13 protein-coding genes are annotated in these 16,837 nt (G+C 77.1%); 4 read left to right on the top strand and 9 right to left on the bottom strand.

Annotation, left to right across the window (positions count from 1 at the left end; all coding sequences use genetic code 11):
• Positions 1 to 89 precede the first annotated feature (89 nt).
• Positions 90 to 1,997, top strand: a complete 1,908-nt coding sequence (locus E5225_RS14380) for an amidase family protein (RefSeq protein WP_424945133.1) — start codon at positions 90 to 92, stop codon at positions 1,995 to 1,997.
• Between the two features lie 81 nt (positions 1,998 to 2,078).
• Here E5225_RS14380 and E5225_RS14375 read toward each other — a convergent pair whose 3' ends face one another.
• Positions 2,079 to 2,420, bottom strand: a complete 342-nt coding sequence (locus tag E5225_RS14375) for a DUF4031 domain-containing protein (protein ID WP_341765639.1) — start codon at positions 2,418 to 2,420, stop codon at positions 2,079 to 2,081.
• A 258-nt stretch (positions 2,421 to 2,678) separates the two neighbouring features.
• Here E5225_RS14375 and E5225_RS14370 point away from each other — a divergent pair, with 258 nt between their 5' ends.
• On the top strand, positions 2,679 to 2,969 hold the full coding sequence (locus tag E5225_RS14370) for a WXG100 family type VII secretion target (protein ID WP_135973375.1): 291 nt from the start codon (positions 2,679 to 2,681) through the stop codon (positions 2,967 to 2,969).
• Positions 2,970 to 3,063: 94 nt separating this feature from the next.
• Here the strand turns inward: E5225_RS14370 and E5225_RS14365 are convergent, their stop codons facing one another.
• From E5225_RS14365 to E5225_RS14355, 3 genes are read right to left on the bottom strand one after another with little or no spacing between them, the layout of a single operon-like run.
• Positions 3,064 to 3,861 (bottom strand): HD domain-containing protein, encoded by a 798-nt coding sequence (locus E5225_RS14365; protein ID WP_135973376.1) that lies wholly within the window; start codon positions 3,859 to 3,861, stop codon positions 3,064 to 3,066.
• Between the two features lie 10 nt (positions 3,862 to 3,871).
• Positions 3,872 to 5,476: a sensor histidine kinase gene (locus tag E5225_RS14360; protein WP_135973377.1), complete on the bottom strand. Its 1,605-nt coding sequence runs from the start codon at positions 5,474 to 5,476 to the stop codon at positions 3,872 to 3,874.
• Positions 5,473 to 6,201 carry a response regulator transcription factor gene (locus tag E5225_RS14355; protein WP_135973378.1) on the bottom strand — a complete coding sequence of 243 codons (729 nt, stop codon included), beginning with the start codon at positions 6,199 to 6,201 and terminating at the stop codon, positions 5,473 to 5,475. The genes E5225_RS14360 and E5225_RS14355 overlap by 4 nt, the downstream gene beginning before the upstream one ends.
• A gap of 175 nt (positions 6,202 to 6,376) precedes the next feature.
• Here E5225_RS14355 and E5225_RS14350 point away from each other — a divergent pair, with 175 nt between their 5' ends.
• Complete coding sequence (locus E5225_RS14350; protein WP_243738207.1) at positions 6,377 to 7,186, top strand: type 1 glutamine amidotransferase; 810 nt, start codon at positions 6,377 to 6,379, stop codon at positions 7,184 to 7,186.
• A gap of 74 nt (positions 7,187 to 7,260) precedes the next feature.
• Here the strand turns inward: E5225_RS14350 and E5225_RS14345 are convergent, their stop codons facing one another.
• The 5 genes from E5225_RS14345 to E5225_RS14325 all read right to left on the bottom strand — a co-directional run bounded on the left by E5225_RS14345 (position 7,261) and on the right by E5225_RS14325 (position 15,324).
• A complete protein-coding gene (locus E5225_RS14345) occupies positions 7,261 to 8,034 on the bottom strand; it encodes a PspA/IM30 family protein (RefSeq protein ID WP_135973379.1) in 774 nt (257 codons plus the stop codon).
• A gap of 56 nt (positions 8,035 to 8,090) precedes the next feature.
• On the bottom strand, positions 8,091 to 10,160 hold the full coding sequence (locus tag E5225_RS14340) for a TPM domain-containing protein (RefSeq protein WP_244243666.1): 2,070 nt from the start codon (positions 10,158 to 10,160) through the stop codon (positions 8,091 to 8,093).
• A gap of 206 nt (positions 10,161 to 10,366) precedes the next feature.
• On the bottom strand, positions 10,367 to 10,846 hold the full coding sequence (locus E5225_RS14335) for a GNAT family N-acetyltransferase (RefSeq protein WP_135973381.1): 480 nt from the start codon (positions 10,844 to 10,846) through the stop codon (positions 10,367 to 10,369).
• A 249-nt stretch (positions 10,847 to 11,095) separates the two neighbouring features.
• Complete coding sequence (locus E5225_RS14330; protein WP_135973382.1) at positions 11,096 to 12,742, bottom strand: DNA repair helicase XPB; 1,647 nt, start codon at positions 12,740 to 12,742, stop codon at positions 11,096 to 11,098.
• Positions 12,743 to 12,852: 110 nt separating this feature from the next.
• Positions 12,853 to 15,324: a helicase-associated domain-containing protein gene (locus E5225_RS14325; protein WP_136225488.1), complete on the bottom strand. Its 2,472-nt coding sequence runs from the start codon at positions 15,322 to 15,324 to the stop codon at positions 12,853 to 12,855.
• A gap of 175 nt (positions 15,325 to 15,499) precedes the next feature.
• On the opposite strand from E5225_RS14325, the gene E5225_RS14320 reads away from it, so the two are divergent.
• Positions 15,500 to 16,759: a M20 metallopeptidase family protein gene (locus E5225_RS14320; protein ID WP_424945161.1), complete on the top strand. Its 1,260-nt coding sequence runs from the start codon at positions 15,500 to 15,502 to the stop codon at positions 16,757 to 16,759.
• The last annotated feature ends 78 nt before the right edge of the window (positions 16,760 to 16,837 follow it).

Below are 16,837 nucleotides of genomic sequence, written 5' to 3'. Positions count from 1 at the left end.
CGGGCACGCGGACGCCGGACGAGGCCGCGGTCCCGGGCGGTGCCGACGGGTACGGACCGGCCGCGGCGGACGGGACGGCGCGGGCACGGGTGCGCGCGGCGTACGCCCGGGTGCGCGCGGCCGACCGCCCGGAGGTGTGGATCGCCCTCGTCCCGGAGGCGGACGCGCTCGCCGCGGCCGACGCCGTCGACGCGCGCGTCGCCGCGGGCGAACGGCTCCCGCTCGCGGGCACGACGCTGGCCGTGAAGGACAACGTCGACGTCGCCGGGCTGCCCACCACGGCCGGCTGCCCCTCGTACGCCACCGACCCCGCCGGGCGGCCCGGGCCCGCGGCGCGGACGGCACCGGCCGTGCAGGCGCTCGTCGACGCGGGTGCGGTCGTGCTCGGCAAGACGAACCTGGACCAGTTCGCGACCGGGCTGGTCGGGACCCGCAGCCCGTACGGGGCGGTGCGGCACGCGACCCTGCCGGACCGGGTCTCGGGCGGGTCCTCGTCGGGGTCGGCCGTCGCCGTTGCGCTGGGCGTCGCGGACATCGGGATCGGCACGGACACCGCGGGGTCCGGTCGCGTGCCCGCCGCCTTCCACGGGCTCGTCGGCATCAAGACGACGATCGGCCTGGTGCCCACGGCGGGCGTCGTGCCCGCCTGCCCGTCCTACGACGTCGTCACGACGTTCACCCGCGACCTCGCGACGGGGGTGCTCGCGACGCGGCTGATGGTCGGGGCTGGGGCTGGGGCGGGGTCTGGGTCGGGGGTTGGATCGGGCGCGGGAGACGTCGACGCCGGTGGCGCGGTGGCCGACGACGACGCGGCGCCCGACGCCGGCGGCGGTGCGCGGCGCCGGTGGCCCGCCGACGTGCGGGTCGGCCTGCGGGACGCGCCCGTGGTGGCCGTGCCGCGCCCGGCGGACCTCGCGCCCCTCTCGGACGCGTGGCGCGCGGCGTTCGCCGGTGCGGTCGCCCGCGCGCGGGCCGTCGGGGCGCGCGCGGTCGAGGTCGACGTGTCCGGCCTGCTCGCGGCCGGGCGGCTGCTCTACGACGGTGCCCTCGTCGCCGAGCGGTACGCGGCCGTCGGTGACTTCCTGGCGACGGGCCCGGCCGACGCCGACCCGACGGTCGCGTCGATCGTCCTGGCGGGGGGCTCGGTGCCGGCCGCCGCGTACGTGCGCGACCGCCTGCGGCTCGACGAGGCGCGCGCCGCGGCGGTGCGCACGCTCGACGGGTGCGACCTGCTCCTGCTCCCCACCACCACCGAGCACCCCACGATCGCGGCGGTGCAGGCCGACCCCGTCGGCATCAACCGGCGGCTCGGCACGTACACGAACTTCGTCAACCTGCTGAACCTCGCCGCCGTGGCGGTGCCCGTGGGCGAGGCCGACGGCGGGCCGTTCGGGGTCACCGTGCTGGCGCGGGCGTGCGAGGACCAGCTCGCGCTCGACCTGGCGGCGCGCCTGCTGGGGGAGGGGACCGCGGGCGGCCCGCGGGCGGCGGCGGGTTCGGCCGGTGGGGCCGGTCCGGCGGGGCGGCCGGCGTCCGGGCAGGTGCCGGCCCCCGCGCCCTCGTCCGCGCCCTCGTCCGCGCCCCTGTCGGCGCCGCTGCTGGTGCCGGGCACCGTGGAGCTGCTCGTCGTCGGCGCGCACCTGCGCGGGCAGCCGCTGCAGGGCCAGCTCGCCGACCTGGGCGCGCGGTTCGACCGCGCGGTGACGACGTCGGACGCCTACCGGCTCGTCGCGCTCGACACGGTGCCGCGCAAGCCGGGGCTCGTCCGCGTCGGGCCGGGCGACGGTGCGCCCATCGCCGGCGAGGTGTGGCGCCTCGCGCCGGGCGCGCTCGGCGTGTTCCTGGCCGCGTTGCCGGCACCCATGACCCTGGGGCAGGTCGAGCTCGCCGACGGCACGTGGGTCGTCGGGTTCGGGTGCACCGCCGAGGCCGGGGCGACCGGCGCCGACCTCACCGACACCGGGGGGTGGCTCGCGGCCCTCGCGCGGGGACGCTGAGCCGGGGCGCGCGACGGACTGCCCGCCGTGCGCACCGACGGGCGGCCGCGCGTCGCACGCCGCGTGCCGGCAGACGGCGTGTCAGCAGGCGGCGCGGTGCCCGGCGGCGCGCCGGTCGGCGTGGTGGTCGCGTGCGGTCGCGTCGGGGGCACCGTCCGGGCGCCGGTCGCGGGCCCGCACCCGCAGCCCGGACGCGCGCAGCCGCCGCACCAGCTCCCGCGTGCCGACCGGCACGGCACCGAGGGCGACCACGTCGTCCCAGCGCTCCGCCGGGACGTCGTAGTGGTCGCGGTCGAACGCCCGCCGCGGGATGCCGGCGCGCGCCGCGAAGGCGTGCAGCTCGTCGTACGAGGCGTCGCTGACGAGGTGACCCCACACGGTGCCGTGGCGCGGCCACAGCGGAGGGTCGACGAGCACGGTCACCGGGCGAGCGTACGGCGGTCGTCGCCCGGGGACGGCGGCCGCGCGGTCGCACCGACCCCCGGGGTCGTCGAGGCTCGAGGAGCGGGGGCACACCCCGAGGCGAGGGGCGCCGACCCGACCCCAGCCCGCGGGAGGGCGGCGGCGCTCACCCGCGCGGGCCGCTCGGCGCGGACGCCCGGCGGGGCCGCCCTAGCGTCGGCGCGTCCGTCGTCGACGGGTCGCCCGCCGGGCGGCCGCGGCGGACGCGAGGGAGGTCCCATGAGCAGGTACGAGGTCGACGCCGGCCATCTCGACGGGTCGGCGGCGGCGGTGCTCGCGCGCGCGGCCACCATCCAGGCCGAGGTGGCGGGCATGCAGCGGCAGCTCACCGAGCTGCAGGCGTCGTGGCGCGGCGGTGCGGCCGGGGCGTTCTCGGCGCTCGTCGCCGAGTGGACGGCCACGCAGGCGCGCGTCGAGCAGTCCCTCGGGCAGATCGCGACGGCGATGCAGGCCGCCGCACGTACGTACGCGGACGCGGAGGCGCACGCCGCGCGGCTGTTCACGCACTGACGCCCGGGCCGTGCGGCCGCGCACGCGGGGCCGGCGGTGCCGGTCCGTCAGCGGGCGCGCGCGTGCGGGTGTCTCGGCGGCCGGGGCCGGTGCGTCAGCGCGGGCTCGTGGGCTGCGGTGCGTCGACGACGGGCGGGGACCCCGTGCCCCGCTCGTCGTCCTGCCCCGGGGTGTCCGAGGCGTCGTCCGCGGCCCTGGCAGCCTCGAGGCGTCCCAGCTCCTTCTCGAGGCGCTGGAGCTCTGCCGCGACGTTCTGCCGCGCCGGCTCCTCCCACCCCTGCGCGAGGGGGCTGACGAACAGCGAGGGGCGGGCCAGCAGCTTGCGCAGGATCCGGGTCCGGGCCCGCACGTAGTCCTCGAGGGGCAGGTGCGCGTACTCCGAGCGCACGTCGTGCAGGTACGCCTTGTACCGCTGCGGCTCGGCCGCGAGCATCGCGAGGTCCGCGTCGCACAGGACCGCGCAGTCGAGGTCCTTGCGGTTCGGGGCGTGGCGCACGAGCGCCGACACGAGCTCCCCGACCCGCTGGGCCCGGTGCTCCGGCACGCCGAGCGCGGTCAGCTGCTCGCGGGCGAGGCGCGCACTGGCCGCCTCGTCCTCCCCGCCCTGGTTGGCGTACGCCTTGCGCTCCGCGGAGTCGAACACCACGCCGTGGTACCAGGCCGCGAGCCGGACGAGGTCGGGCTCGTGCACCTCCTCGTCGAGCTCGTCCACGTGCGCGAGCACCTCGACGAGGTGCTTGACGTTGTGGAAGTGCCGGCCGGTCTGGGACCAGCGGTCGAGGAGGTCCTCACCGGTACGGCGGATCTCCTCGGGGGAGGCGGTGCCACCCGCTCCGACGACGCTGCGGGAGAAGGCCGGCAGAAGCCAGCCCGGTGCGTCATGGACGCCCATGGATCATGCCTCACGACGGTGACGTAGGACGCGCCATCGTAGCCGCGTCCGGGGAGGACGGCGCACCCTCGGTCCCACTGGACGGACGTCCGGTGACGCCGCCGGGCGCGTCCGCAGCGGCCGCGCCGGCGGGTCCGTCGACCGGCAGGACGACCCGCACCGTGGTGCCGCCGCCGGGCGTCTCCTCGATGCCGACCTGCCCGTCGTGCGACGCGACGATCGCGGCCGCGATCGCCATGCCGAGCCCCGAACCACCGGACTCGCGCGTGCGCGAGGCGTCGACGCGGTAGAACCGCTCGAACACGCGCGCGGCGTGCTCGGGCGGGATGCCGGGGCCGTGGTCGCGCACCTCGAGCAGCGCGGTGCGCCGGCCGTCGGCGTCGCGGCCCGCGGGCCCCACGCGGACCTCCACCGGCGTGCCTGCCGGGGTGTGCTGCGCGGCGTTGCCGACGAGGTTCGCGAGCACCTGGCGCAGCCGCACCTCGTCGCCCTGCACCACGACGGGTGCCGCCGGGGCGAGCGTCTCCAGCCGCACGGGACGGTCCGGGTCGATCGCGCGCAGGTCGCTCACGGCGTCGGCCGCCAGCACCGTCAGGTCCACCGGCCCCAGCCGGCCGGGCAGTCCCTCGTCGAGCCGGGCGAGCGCGAGCAGGTCCTCGACGAGGGAGCCCATGCGGCGTGCGGAGCCCTCGATGCGGCGCATGGTGTCGTCCACCTGCTCGGGCGTCGTCATGGCGCCCATCCGGTACAGCTCGGCGTACCCGCGGATCGCGGCCAGGGGCGTGCGCAGCTCGTGGGACGCGTCGGCGACGAACCGCCGCATGCGCGCCTCGGACGCCGTGCGCGCGTCGAACGCCTGCTCGATCTGCGCGAGCATGCCGTTGAGCGCGGCGCCCAGCCTGCCCACCTCGGTGGTGGCGGGTGCCTGCGGGACGCGCTGCGACAGGTCGCCCGCGGCGATGGCGGCGGCCGTGTCCTCGATCTCCCGCAGCGGGCGCAGCGAGCGCTGCACGGCCCAGCCGCCGACGATCGCACCGATGACCATGAGGGCGGCGCCGCTGGAGACGAGGATCCAGGTCATGCGGGTCGCCGTCCGGTCGATGTCGCGCAGCGGCAGCGCCACGGACAGGATCACGTCGCTCCCGTCCGCGTACGGGTAGGACACGACCCGCCAGCGGGATCCCGTCCGGTCCGACGCGACCGTGTACGGACGTCCCAGCTCCGCGCTCTCGGGGGTCAGCCCGTTCGGCACGCGCGGCGTGCCGTACTCCTCGACCGTGTACGGGTTGCTCACCAGCTCCTGGGCGCGCCAGCCCAGCTGGGCGACGACGTAGTAGTCCGACGGGGTCGTGGCGTCGGCGTCCCAGGGCGCGGCGGGGTCGAACAGCTCCCGGACCTGCTGGAACCCCTCGTTCTTCAGCTTCGCGTCCACCTGGGCCACGAGCTCGCGCTCGAGCAGGGTCGAGCTGGCCAGGCCCGCCAGGGCGAGGCCCGTCCCGAGCAGCACGACGATGATCGACACGAGCCGCTCGCTCAGCGGCACGTGGTCCCAGCGCTCGCGCACCGCCGCGGCGGCCGCGGCGCGCCGGCTGGTGCCCGGTGGCGCGTCGCTCACGTCGACTCGCGCAGCAGGTAGCCGATGCCGCGCCGGGTGTGGATGAGGGGCGGCAGCCGCTCCCCGTCGGGGCCCGTCAGCTGGTCGATCTTGCGCCGCAGGTAGGAGATGTAGGACTCGACGATGTTCGCGTCGCCGCCCCAGTCGTACTGCCACACGTGGTCCAGGATCTGCGTCTTGGACAGCACGCGGTTCGGGTTGAGCATCAGGTAGCGCAGCAGCTTGAACTCGGTGGGGGACAGCTCGATGGGCTGCCCGGCGCGCCGGACCTCGTAGGTGTCCTCGTCGAGCTCGAGGTCGGCGTAGCGCAGCACGGAGGTGCTGTCCTGGTCGCCCGGGGTGGTGCGGCGCAGGATCGCGCGGATGCGCGCCACGACCTCCTCGAGGCTGAACGGCTTCGTGACGTAGTCGTCGCCGCCGACGGTCAGGCCCTGCACCTTGTCGGCGGTGTCGTCCCGCGCCGTGAGGAACAGGACGGGCACGTGCTGGCCCTTCTCGCGCAGGCGGCGCGTGACGGTGAACCCGTCCATGTCGGGGAGCATGACGTCGAGCACGACCAGGTCGGGGTCGGTGTCCCGCGCGAGGCGGAGGGCGGACCCGCCGTCGGCGGCGGCGTGCACCTCGAACCCGGCGAAGCGCAGCGACGTGGCCAGCAGCTCGCGGATGTTCGGCTCGTCGTCCACGACGAGGAGCCTGGCCTCGGGTGTCCCGGACGCGGTGCTCATGGCCCCATTCTCCCGCCGGGATCTGGGAGTCGCCTGAGAGGGACCGGAGCCCGCGGCGCGGAGTCTGAGAGCCGGCTGGACGCGCTCGGCGCGGCGCGGGCCGGCCGCGGCGGATCGTGATCGACATGTGACCTCGCGCCTCGGGCCGTGGGCGTCCGGCCGTTACCGTGGGAGCGTGACCGCAGACACCACCGGCCGGGTCCTCGCCACCGGCGGCCCCGCGGACGCCCCGGGCGGCGCCGCGCGAACCGGCCGCAGCCCGCGCGTGACCGTCGTCCAGAGCTCTCCCGACGCGACGCTCGACCGCTTCGCCGACTGGCTCGGCGAGGTCGACGTCCGCCTCGTGCGCGCCGACCTCGGCGACGCGATCCCCGGTCCGACCGAGGTCGGCGACGGCCTCGTCGTCCTCGGCGGGCACATGTCCGCGCACGACGACGCCGTGGCCCCCTGGCTGCCGGGCCTGCGCGCGCTCCTCGCCGTCGTCAGCGCCACCGACGTGCCCGCCCTCGGCATCTGCCTGGGCGCGCAGCTGCTGGCCGTGGCCCGCGGGGGCCGCGTCGAGCTCGCCGCCCCGCCCGGACGCGAGGCCGGCGTCGTGGACGTGCGCTGGCGCCCCGAGGCCGAGCAGGACGCCCTGCTCTCGGGGCTGGCGCGGGCCGCCGGGCCCCGCCGCAGCACCGCGCAGGCGAGCATGCACGCCGACGCGGTGGTCGACCTCCCGCGCGGGGCGGTGTGGCTCGCGTCGTCGTCGACGTACCCGTTCCAGGCGTTCCGGATCGGCTCCGCGTGGGGCGTGCAGTTCCACCCGGAGGCGAGCCGCGAGACGCTGCGCGCGTGGGCCGACGGTCACGTCGACGTCGACACCGAGGCCGTGGTGGCGCAGGCCGACGCGCGCGCCGACGAGGTCGAGGCCGCCGGCCGCGCGCTCGCCGAGTCGTTCGCCGCTCTCGTGCGCACGCGCGCGGCGGTGCGCGTCCCGGTCTGACCCGCCGGCCGGCCCCGGACGCACGACGAGCGTGCGACCCGGTCGGGTCGCACGCTCGTCGCGTGAGGGGTGGGTCAGGCCTCGATCTCGGGCGTGACCGGCGTGACCGGCGTGCCCTCGAGCTGCCGCGGCGCGGAGCCCTGCTTGAGGGCCATGAGGCGCGCCTCGATCTCGAGCTGCTCGCCGGTCGACTCGAGCTCGGCGAACTGGTTGTCCAGCGAGGACGCGGCGATCTCGGCGTGGCCCATCGCCACGGCCTCCTCGCGGCGCACCTTCTCCTCGAACCGCGCGAGCTCGCTCGTCGGGTCGAGCACGTTGATCGAGCCGATCGCCTGCTGGACCTGGCGCTGCGCCTGCGCCGACTTCTGGCGCGCGACGAGCGTGTCCCGGCGCTGCTTGAGCTGGCCGAGCTTGTCCTTCATCTGCGACAGGCCGGCCTTGAGCTTGTCGACCGTCTCGCGCTGCGAGGCGATGATCGGCTCGGCGTCGCGGACCTCCTGCTCGGCGGTGATCTGCTTGCCGAGGGCGATCTTCGCGAGGTTGTCGAACCGGTCCGCACGGACGCCGTCGCCCTGGGCGCGCGCCTGGTCGGCGGCCGACGACGCGGCCAGCGCCTTCTGCCCCCACTCGCGCGCGGCGCGGACGTCCTCGTTGTAGTCCTGCTCGGCCAGGCGCAGGTTGCCGATCGTCTGCGCGATGGCCTTCTCCGCGTCGGCGATGGAGTTCGTGTAGTCCCGCACCAGCTGGTCGAGCATCTTCTGCGGGTCCTCGGCCTGGTCGATCAGGGCGTTGACGTTCGCCCGCGCCAGCTGCGTGATGCGCCCGAAGATGGACTGCTTCTCGGTCATCGTCCCGTGCCTCTCGTTCGTACCGGAAAACCCTCTGGTGAGCCGTCGTAGCGGCATCAGAACCCGCCGTCGAACCCGCCGTCGCCGAACCCGCCGCCGTCGAACCCGCCGCCGTCACCGCCGCCGCCCCAGCCGCCACCGCCGCCGAAGCCGCCGCCGCCGCGCAGGATCGAGTCGAGCAGGATGCCGCCGAGCACCATCCCGCCGACGCCGGACACCATGTCACCCGCGCCGCCGCGCCGCGCGTAGCCGCGGCCGCCGTACCCGCCCGGGCCGTACCCGCCGCCGTAGCCGGCCATCTGCTCGGCGTTCTCGACGTCGACCTGCGCGAGGCGCTGCGCCTCGGCGACGAGCTGCTCGCCCTGCTGGGCGGTCGCGAGCGCGGCCTCCGGGTCGGTGGCCCGCTGGTCGGCGGCGCGCATGCGCAGCCGGTCCGCCTCGGCGAGCCGCGTGCGTGCCTGCGGTCCGACCGCGCCGCGGCGGGTGCTGACGTAGTCGGCCGTCGCGCGGACCGCCGACTCGAGCCGGCCCAGGGTGTCGTCGAGCAGCGCCTGCGCGCGTCGCGAGCGCTCCGCCTGCTGGCGCATCGGGGCGAGGGCCTCGTCGATCGCCGCCTCCGCCGCGGTGATGCGCCGCAGCGCGGCGAGCGGGTCGCCCTGCCCCGAGCGCGCCGCCGACGCGGCGGCCACGGCCTCGCGCGCCTCGATCGCCCGCGGCTCGACCTGGGCGTTGCCGCGCGCGAGCCGGGCGGCGTCGGACAGGTCGCTCGTGATGGACGCGACCGCGTTCTCGAGCCGGACGCCCACCGCGGCGAGGTCCTCGCCGGCGGTGTCCACGGCGTCCAGCAGGCGCCGGACCTGGCCGAGCGCCTCCTCGGCCGCGCGTGCGTAGCCGACCGCGGTGCTGCGCTCACCCGCGGCGACGCGCTGGCGTCCCTCCGCGAGCGCGGTGCCGACCTCGCCGAGCAGCAGCTCCGCCTGGTCGGGGTTGCCCGCGACCGAGGTCAGGGCGCTCGCCGGGTAGCGCGCCGCGAGCGCGGACAGCGCCGCACGGGCCGGAGCCACGCGGGCGCGCAGCGTGGCGGCCTCGCGCTCGTGCGCGTCGAGGGCGTCGTCGACGCGCTCCTCGATCGCGCGCAGCTGGTCGAAGGCCTCCTTCTGCTCGTCCAGGCGCTGCCCGATCTCGCGGCACAGGCGCAGGATCGCGGCCGACGTCCCGCGCACGTGCTCCTCGGTGTCCGGGATGTCGTCGTCGAGCGTCTGGCGCAGGCGGAACGCCTCGGTCAGCCGCTGCTTGCCGTCGACCAGCACGGTCTCGAACTCGCGCGTCGACGCGGCGCCGAACTGGGCCTGGGCGAACCCGAGCTCCTCCTCCGACGAGCGCAGGGCGTCGTCGAGGCGCACGAGCGCCTGCGCGGAGCGGCGGTCGAGCTCGGCCGTCGGGAGCTGGTGGAACTCGTCCGCGGTCGATGCCACGCGCGTGGCGCCGGCGGTGTCCTGCAGCGGGCGGCCGGCGGGCTGCTGCTTCCTGCGGCGGGACGTGAACGTCGTGAGCAGGAAGATCCCGCCGATGACGACGAGACCGACGAGCAGCGCGGTCATGAAGCCTCCTCCGCCGCCCCCGGCACCGGGGACGGCGTTGCCCGTGGCGGCGGCCTCGACGCCCTCGGCCGTCGTGACGGCCGCGCCGGCCCAGTCGCCCGCGCGCAGGTCGTCCTCCGCGGACCGGGCGATGGCCTGCATCTCCTCGGCGGTGATGGCGCCCGCCGACTCGGGCACGAGCGCGTAGCGCTCCGTCTCCGTCGCCACGGCCAGGACCACGTCGTCGGCGCCCAGCTGGCTCGCCTCCGCCGCCGCCTGCGCCCACTCCGTGCCGCCCGCGGCGCCCGTGAACTCGGGCACGTAGACGACGTACAGCTGGTAGTCCGTCTGGGCGGCGAGCTGGTCGAGGGCCGCCTGCACCTCCGCCTCCTCGCCGGCGCTGAGCACGCCGGACTCGTCCGTCACGTCCTCGCGCAGCGCAGGGGGCGGCACCGCCGCGGCGGCACCCGCCCCGGCCATGAGCAGGCTCGCGCCCAGCGCGACACCCGCTCCCACGGTGACGACCCGACCTCGCAGTGCACGCACTCGTCGATCCTTTCTCACGCCTGCACACGTCGCAACGGACCGCGCCCCTCCGGGGTTCCGGGTGCCGCCGACCGGGCACGTTCCTACCGCGCGCCGTCCGAGCTCCGTCGTCGGGTCGAGGAGGGTCATGGCGCGTCAACCGCGGGCGGTGCATGGCGATTCCGGGGCGGCGGGTCGGTGGGGGAGCAGCGCGCCGCCGGCCGCCGTCAGAGCGTGCGCAGCAGCGTGTCCGAGCCGCCGTTGCGGCCCACCGGCACGAAGCCGTGCCGCTCGTACAGCGCGCGGGCGGCGGTGTTGCCGTCCTCGACGCTCAGGCTCACCGCCCGCCACCCGGCCGTGCGCGCCCGGTCGAGGAACCCGCTGAGCAGCAGGGTGCCGACGCCGCGCCCGCGCGCGCCCGCGGCCACCGCCATGCCGAGCTCGGGGACGTCGTCGGCGACGTAGCCGTAGCCGGGTGCGTCCGCCGTGAGCGCCCGCGCCCAGACGGCGCCGACGGGCGCGGTGCCGTCCACGGCGACGACGCCGAGGTCGCCCGGCCGGCGCCACCCGTCGAGGTAGCGACCGGTGTGCGGGTCGCTCCGCACGTCGTCGAGGGTGAAACGCGCCTCGCCGGTCCAGTTGAACGCCTCGAGCAGCAGGTCGAGGAGGAGGTCGAGGTCGTCGTCGGTCGCGTCACGCAGGTGCACGGCTGCACCGTCGCACGGGCGGCCGCTCACGGTCGACCGCGAGGCCGCCAAGGCTGCCTCCGTCCCCGCTGACCCCGGCCCTGCCCCGCCTAACTGCCCCGTTCCCGCCGCCGGGCCCGGGTTCGCCGTCCGTCGACAGGGCCCACGGACGACGAACCCGGAGGTCCTCAGCGCCGACGCGCTCGCGTGCTGAGGAACCCCGGGTTCACGAGGGGGAGGTGGGTGGGGGCGCTGCGCGAGCGCCGCCGGTCACGGCGCTACGCCCAGGTCCTCCGCGTCGACGATCGTGTAGGCGTAGCCCTGCTCCGCCAGGAAGCGCTGGCGGTGGGCGGCGAACTCCTGGTCGACCGTGTCGCGCGCGACCACCGTGTAGAAGTGCGCGGTCTTGCCCGACGCCTTGGGCCGCATGATCCGCCCGAGGCGCTGCGCCTCCTCCTGGCGTGACCCGAACGAGCCCGACACCTGGATCGCCACCGACGCCTCCGGCAGGTCGATCGAGAAGTTCGCGACCTTCGAGACGACGAGCTTGGTGATCTCCCCGTGCCGGAACGCGTCGAACAGCCGCTGGCGCTCCTTCACCGGGGTCTCGCCGGTGATGACGTCGGCGCCGATGTGCTCGGCGATCTCGTGCAGCTGGTCGAGGTACTGGCCGATGACGAGGGTCGGCTCGCCGGCGTGCTTCGCGACGAGCTGGTCGACGACGCGCTCCTTGCCGCCCGCCGTCGCGGCCAGCCGGTAGCGCTCCTCCGGCTCGGCGATCGCGTAGAGCATCCGGTCGGCGTCCGGGAGGGTCAGGCGGACCTCGACGCACTCGGCGGGGGCGATGTAGCCCTGCGCCTCGATGTCCTTCCACGGCGCGTCGAACCGCTTGGGGCCGATGAGCGAGAAGACCTCGTCCTCGCGGCCGTCCTCGCGCACGAGCGTCGCGGTCAGGCCCAGGCGACGGCGCGCCTGCAGGTCCGCCGTCATGCGGAAGATCGGCGCGGGCAGCAGGTGCACCTCGTCGTAGACGACCAGACCCCAGTCGCGCGCGTCGAGCAGCTCGAGGTGCGTGTAGACGCCCTTCCGCCGCGTCGTCAGCACCTGGTAGGTGGCGATCGTGACGGGGCGGATCTCCTTGCGCGTGCCCGAGTACTCGCCGATCTCGTCCTCGGTGAGCGACGTGCGCTTGACCAGCTCGTCGCGCCACTGCCGGGCGCTGACGGTGTTGGTCACGAGGATCAGCGTGGTCGTCGAGCTCTTGGCCATCGCGCCGGCGCCGACGAGCGTCTTGCCGGCGCCGCAGGGCAGGACCACGACGCCGGAGCCGCCGTGCCAGAAGTTCTCGACCGCCTGGTTCTGGTACGGGCGCAGCGCCCACCCGTCCTCGGCGAGCGCGATCGGGTGCGCCTCGCCGTCGACGTACCCGGCGAGGTCCTCCGCCGGCCAGCCGAGCTTGAGCAGCACCTGCTTGAGGTGCCCGCGCTCGGACTTGTGCACCACGACGTCGGTGTCGTCGATGCGCTCGCCCAGCAGGCCGGCCGTCTTCTTGGACCGCATGACCTCGACCAGGACCGCCGCGTCGAGCGCGTGCAGCACCAGGCCGTGGACCGGGTCCTGGATGAGCTGCAGGCGCCCGTAGCGGGCCATGGTCTCCGCGACGTCGACCAGGAGCGCGTGCGGCACGGGGTAGCGGCTGAACTCGAGCAGCGTGTCGACGACCTGCTCGGCGTCGTGACCCGCGGCGCGCGCGTTCCACAGGCCGAGCGGGGTCAGGCGGTAGGTGTGCACGTGCTCGGGCGCGCGCTCGAGCTCGGCGAACGGTGCGATGGCGCGGCGGCAGGCGTCCGCCTGGTCGTGGTCGACCTCCAGCAGGAGCGTCTTGTCGCTCTGGACGATGAGCGGGCCGTCGGGCACGCGGTTCTCCTCGGGTCGTGCGGTGCCGCCCTCGGGCGGCGCAGGTCGGTGGCCGGGTCGATGACCGGGCCGGTCGTGCGGGGCCGTGCACGCGTCGTCGGGTCGGGACGTCAGCCGGTGCCGTCCGCCGGGACGACACCCGCGATGCGGTGCACCGCGACGGTGAGCTCCGCCTCACGGCGCGGGTCGAGCGCCCGGAGCCGGCCGCCCTCGACGCGCAGCGGCCGCACGAGCCGTCGGTCCGACCGCCCGTCCGGGCCGACGAGCTCGAGCCAGACGAGGCTGCGGGACTGGGCGGCCTCGCGCAGGAGCAGCAACGCGTCGGCGGGGTCGGTTGTTCCGGCACCCGCCGGGCTCGGCGCCGGCGGCACCGCCGGCGTGGCCGGGCCGGTCGGGGCGTCGTCGGCGGGCGTGGCTGCGTCCGCCGACGCACCCGCGGCGGAGCCGTCGGTGCCGAGCACGCGGCCGGTGCGCGGTGCGGCGGGCGGGACGCGTGCCCCGTCGGTGGCGACGTCCGCGGCGGTGACCGGCACGGCGTTCGCGTCCGCGCGCCGCAGGACGTCCACGACGCGCGCGGCCCGCGCCCGCACGTCGGGCTGGTGCACAGCGGTGCCGTCGACGGCCCGCCGCCGGGCCCGCGCCGCCGCGCGTCCGCGCACCCGCCGTGTCGGTGCGACGCCGTGCACGACGGCGCCCCGCGCGTCCTCGGCCACGGGCGCCAGGCCGCGTGCGCGCAGTGCCTCGAGCAGCTCCGCGGTCGAGGCGTCGGCGACCAGCACGGTCGGTGCGAGCGTGCGCAGGCCGAGGCCGGCCAGGCGCGGGTCCTCGGCGAGACCGGCGAGCAGCGTCGGGTCGTCGGAGCGGACGTACGCGTGCGCCGCGCCCGCCCGCAGCCGGCCGTGCCGGCGGGCGACGTCCCGCACGAGGTACTCCAGCGGCTGCGGCACGCGGCCCCGCGCGGCGGTGTCCAGCCGGGCGAGCAGCTCGTCCGCCGAGGCGCCCGCGTCGAGCGCGCGGCGGACCGTCTCCGCGGTGAAGCGGACGGTGATCGCGCCCCCGCGGGACTCGACGCGCGCGGCGCTCTCGAGCAGGTCCTCGAGCTCGGCGCTCGGCCGGCCGGGCACGACGCCGGTCAGGTCGCCCTGCAGCAGCACCTCGTCGACGGCGGCCGGCAGGTCGGCCGCGAGCGCGGCCGCGGGGTCGGGTGCGGCGGCCGGGTCGCCGGCGTCGAGCGCGGCGTCCTCGGCGAGCAGCGCGCGCCCTGCGCCGGACAGCGCGCCGGCGCCCAGGACGCCGAGGCGGCCGGCCTCGGCGAGCACAGCGTCCACGGCGGCACGCGGCGGCACCGACCGGGGCGTGCGCCAGCGGAGCACGGCGTGCACCGTCTCGGGGGTGGGGGCCGTGCCGGGCGGCACGTCGGCGAGCACGTCCAGGACCGTGCGGCGCAGCCGCGGCACCCACGGGCGTGCGAGCTCGGGGTCGAGCGCGGCCCGCAGCGTCCCGCGCTCGTCGCGCTCGCCGACGAGCCACGGCGTGCGGACGGACAGCAGCCACGCCCGCGCGAGCCGCACCCAGCGCTGCGGCACGTCCTCGGCGTCCCAGACGTCGGACTCGACGGTGGGGACGAACGCGGGGGTCTCCTCGCCGTCGTCGGCGACGAGGCCGGCCGCCCCGGCGAGCTCCACGAGCCAGGCCGCCTCGGCGTCGTCCACGTCGAGCGCCTGGGCGGTGCGGCGCAGGTCGCGCGAGCCCAGCCCGCCGGCGCGCAGCACGCCCGGCGGCGCCTGCTCCCACACATGGACGAGCTGGCGCACGAGCCGCACGGTCCGCTCGGCGGCCCCCGTGGACTCGGCGGCCACCAGCGGCGCCGGGCGCGTCGGCGCGTCGGCCGCGGTCGGCGCGAGGGCCGGGGCGCGGTGCGTGCGCCCGCCCCGCAGGCGCAGGGCGACGTCGCGCGGCATGACGACGTGCCGGTCGTCGCCGCGCAGGAGCATGCCGCGCCGCACGAGCCAGTCGACGGCGTCGGCCGCCGGGCCACCGGCGGGCGCGCGGCCCACGGGTGGGCCCCACAGCAGGGCGTCGACGACCTGACCGGCCGCGGCGGGTGCCTGCGCGAGCGCGGCGCGGAGGTCGGCGGGCGCCTCGGGGCCGGTGCGTCGCCGCTCGGACGCCGGCGCCAGCCCGGCCGCGGTCGCACCGAGCGCGTCGGCCGTGCCGGGCGCCGCGCGCAGGCCGTCGTCGTCGGGCCAGAGCAGCGCGAGGCCGACGGCGGTCGCGACGGCCGCGCGGACCGCGGCGGCGGCGTCGGCCGGGGCCGCGGCGCCGACCGCCCGCACGACGTCGTCGACACCCGGCGGGGGTGCCTGCGGGTCCTCGGTGAGCACGACGACGGCCTCGACGACCTGCAGCACCAGGGCGTCGACGCCCGCGAGCGCACGGTCGAGGCTGGACCGGCTCGTCGCCCGCGCGGCCAGCGACGCGAGGGTCGCGGGCGAGGGCGTGGCCAGGTCAGGTCGGCGCGTGAGCAGGGCGACGAGGTCGTCGTCGCTGCGCGCCCGCAGGTACCCGGAGAACGTGGCCATCCGCACAACGATACGAGCGCGCCGGACCGGTCACGCACGCAACGGGCGACGGATCGTCGCCGCGGGGCGGTGCGAGGGCTCCCCGCGCGCCGTCCGCGACGTGGTGCCGACGGTCCGTCGCCGCGTGCGCGGCGTGTGGCAGGGTGGGGCGGCCGGGCGACGAGAGGGCGGACACGTGGACGAGGGGACCGGGGCGCAGCAGCCGCGCACGGACGGGACGGCGGTGGCGCCGGACGTGCTCGCCGCGCTGCGGGCGGACGCGCAGGCGGACCTGCCGCGGACGGCGGCGCTGCGGCACGCGCTGCACCGCGTGCCGGAGATCGGCCTCGACCTGCCCGACACGCAGCGCCTCGTCCTGGACGCGCTCGCGGACCTCGACCTCGAGGTGCACACGGGCCGCGCCCTGTCGTCCGTGACCGCGGTGCTCCGCGGCGGACGGCCCGGGCCCACGGTGCTGCTGCGCGGCGACATGGACGCGCTGCCCGTGGCGGAGGAGCCGGGCGAGGAGTTCGCGTCCGAGCAGCCGGGCGTCATGCACGCCTGCGGGCACGACCTGCACGTCGCCGGTCTCGTCGGCGCGGCGCGCCTGCTCGCGGCCCGCCGGGACGAGATCGCCGGGTCGGTCGTCCTGATGTTCCAGCCGGGCGAGGAGGGGCTGCACGGCGCGCGCCTCATGATCGAGGAGGGCGTGCTCGAGGCCGCCGGGCCGCGCGTCGTCGCGGCGTACGGCCTGCACGTCGTCTCGTCGATCCTGCCCACGGGCCTCGTCTCCGGCCGCGCCGGGACGATGATGGCGGCGTCCGACACCGTCCGCGTCACCGTGCACGGGCGGGGCGGGCACGCCTCCAAGCCGCACCTCGCGCAGGACCCCGTGCCCGTGGCCGCCGGGATCGTGCTGGCGCTGCAGGCGATGGTCACGCGCCAGTTCGACGTGTTCGACCCGGTCGTCGTCACGGTCGGCCACATCCGCGCGGGCAGCCGGGACAACGTCATCCCCGACGACGCGCACATCGAGGCGACGGTCCGCACGTTCAGCGCCGCGACGCACGCCGCCGCGCCGGAGCGCATCGCGCGCCTCGCCGAGCACGTCGCCGCCGCGCACGGCCTGACCGCCACGGTCGACTACGAGCGCGGCTACCCGGTCACGTCCAACGACGCGGGCGAGGCCGACCGGGCCGAGCGCGTCGCGCGTGCCCTGCTCGGGGACGCCGGCTGGCTGACGGCGGGCGAGCCCGTGCCCGGCGCTGAGGACTTCAGCTACGTGCTGCAGGAGGTCCCGGGCGCGTTCGTGTTCCTCGGCGCGACGCCCGCGGGCGACGACCCGCAGACCGCGCCCTACAACCACTCGCCGCGCGCCCGCTTCGCCGACGACGCGCTCGCGGTCGGCTCGGCGCTGCTCGCTGCGCTCGCGCTCGACCGGCTCGCGGAGGGCTGACCCGACCGCCGCGCGCCGGTGCGCGGTACGGGCCGCGTCGGCGTGGTCTCCGGGGGCGTGGACGTCACCGGGTCGTGA

Origin of the sequence: Cellulomonas shaoxiangyii (assembly GCF_004798685.1) — a bacterium.
GTDB classification, from domain to species: Bacteria; Actinomycetota; Actinomycetes; order Actinomycetales; family Cellulomonadaceae; genus Cellulomonas; species Cellulomonas shaoxiangyii.
This window is presented reverse-complemented; position numbering and strand designations above follow the sequence as displayed.

Coding starts and splice junctions, on each gene's coding strand:
- E5225_RS14370 (WP_135973375.1), top strand. CDS start 2,679: ATGAGCAGGTACGAGGTCGACGCCGGCCATCTCGACGGGTCGGCGGCG.
- E5225_RS14365 (WP_135973376.1), bottom strand. CDS start 3,861: ATGGGCGTCCATGACGCACCGGGCTGGCTTCTGCCGGCCTTCTCCCGC.
- E5225_RS14355 (WP_135973378.1), bottom strand. CDS start 6,201: ATGAGCACCGCGTCCGGGACACCCGAGGCCAGGCTCCTCGTCGTGGAC.
- E5225_RS14345 (WP_135973379.1), bottom strand. CDS start 8,034: ATGACCGAGAAGCAGTCCATCTTCGGGCGCATCACGCAGCTGGCGCGG.
- E5225_RS14325 (WP_136225488.1), bottom strand. CDS start 15,324: ATGGCCACGTTCTCCGGGTACCTGCGGGCGCGCAGCGACGACGACCTC.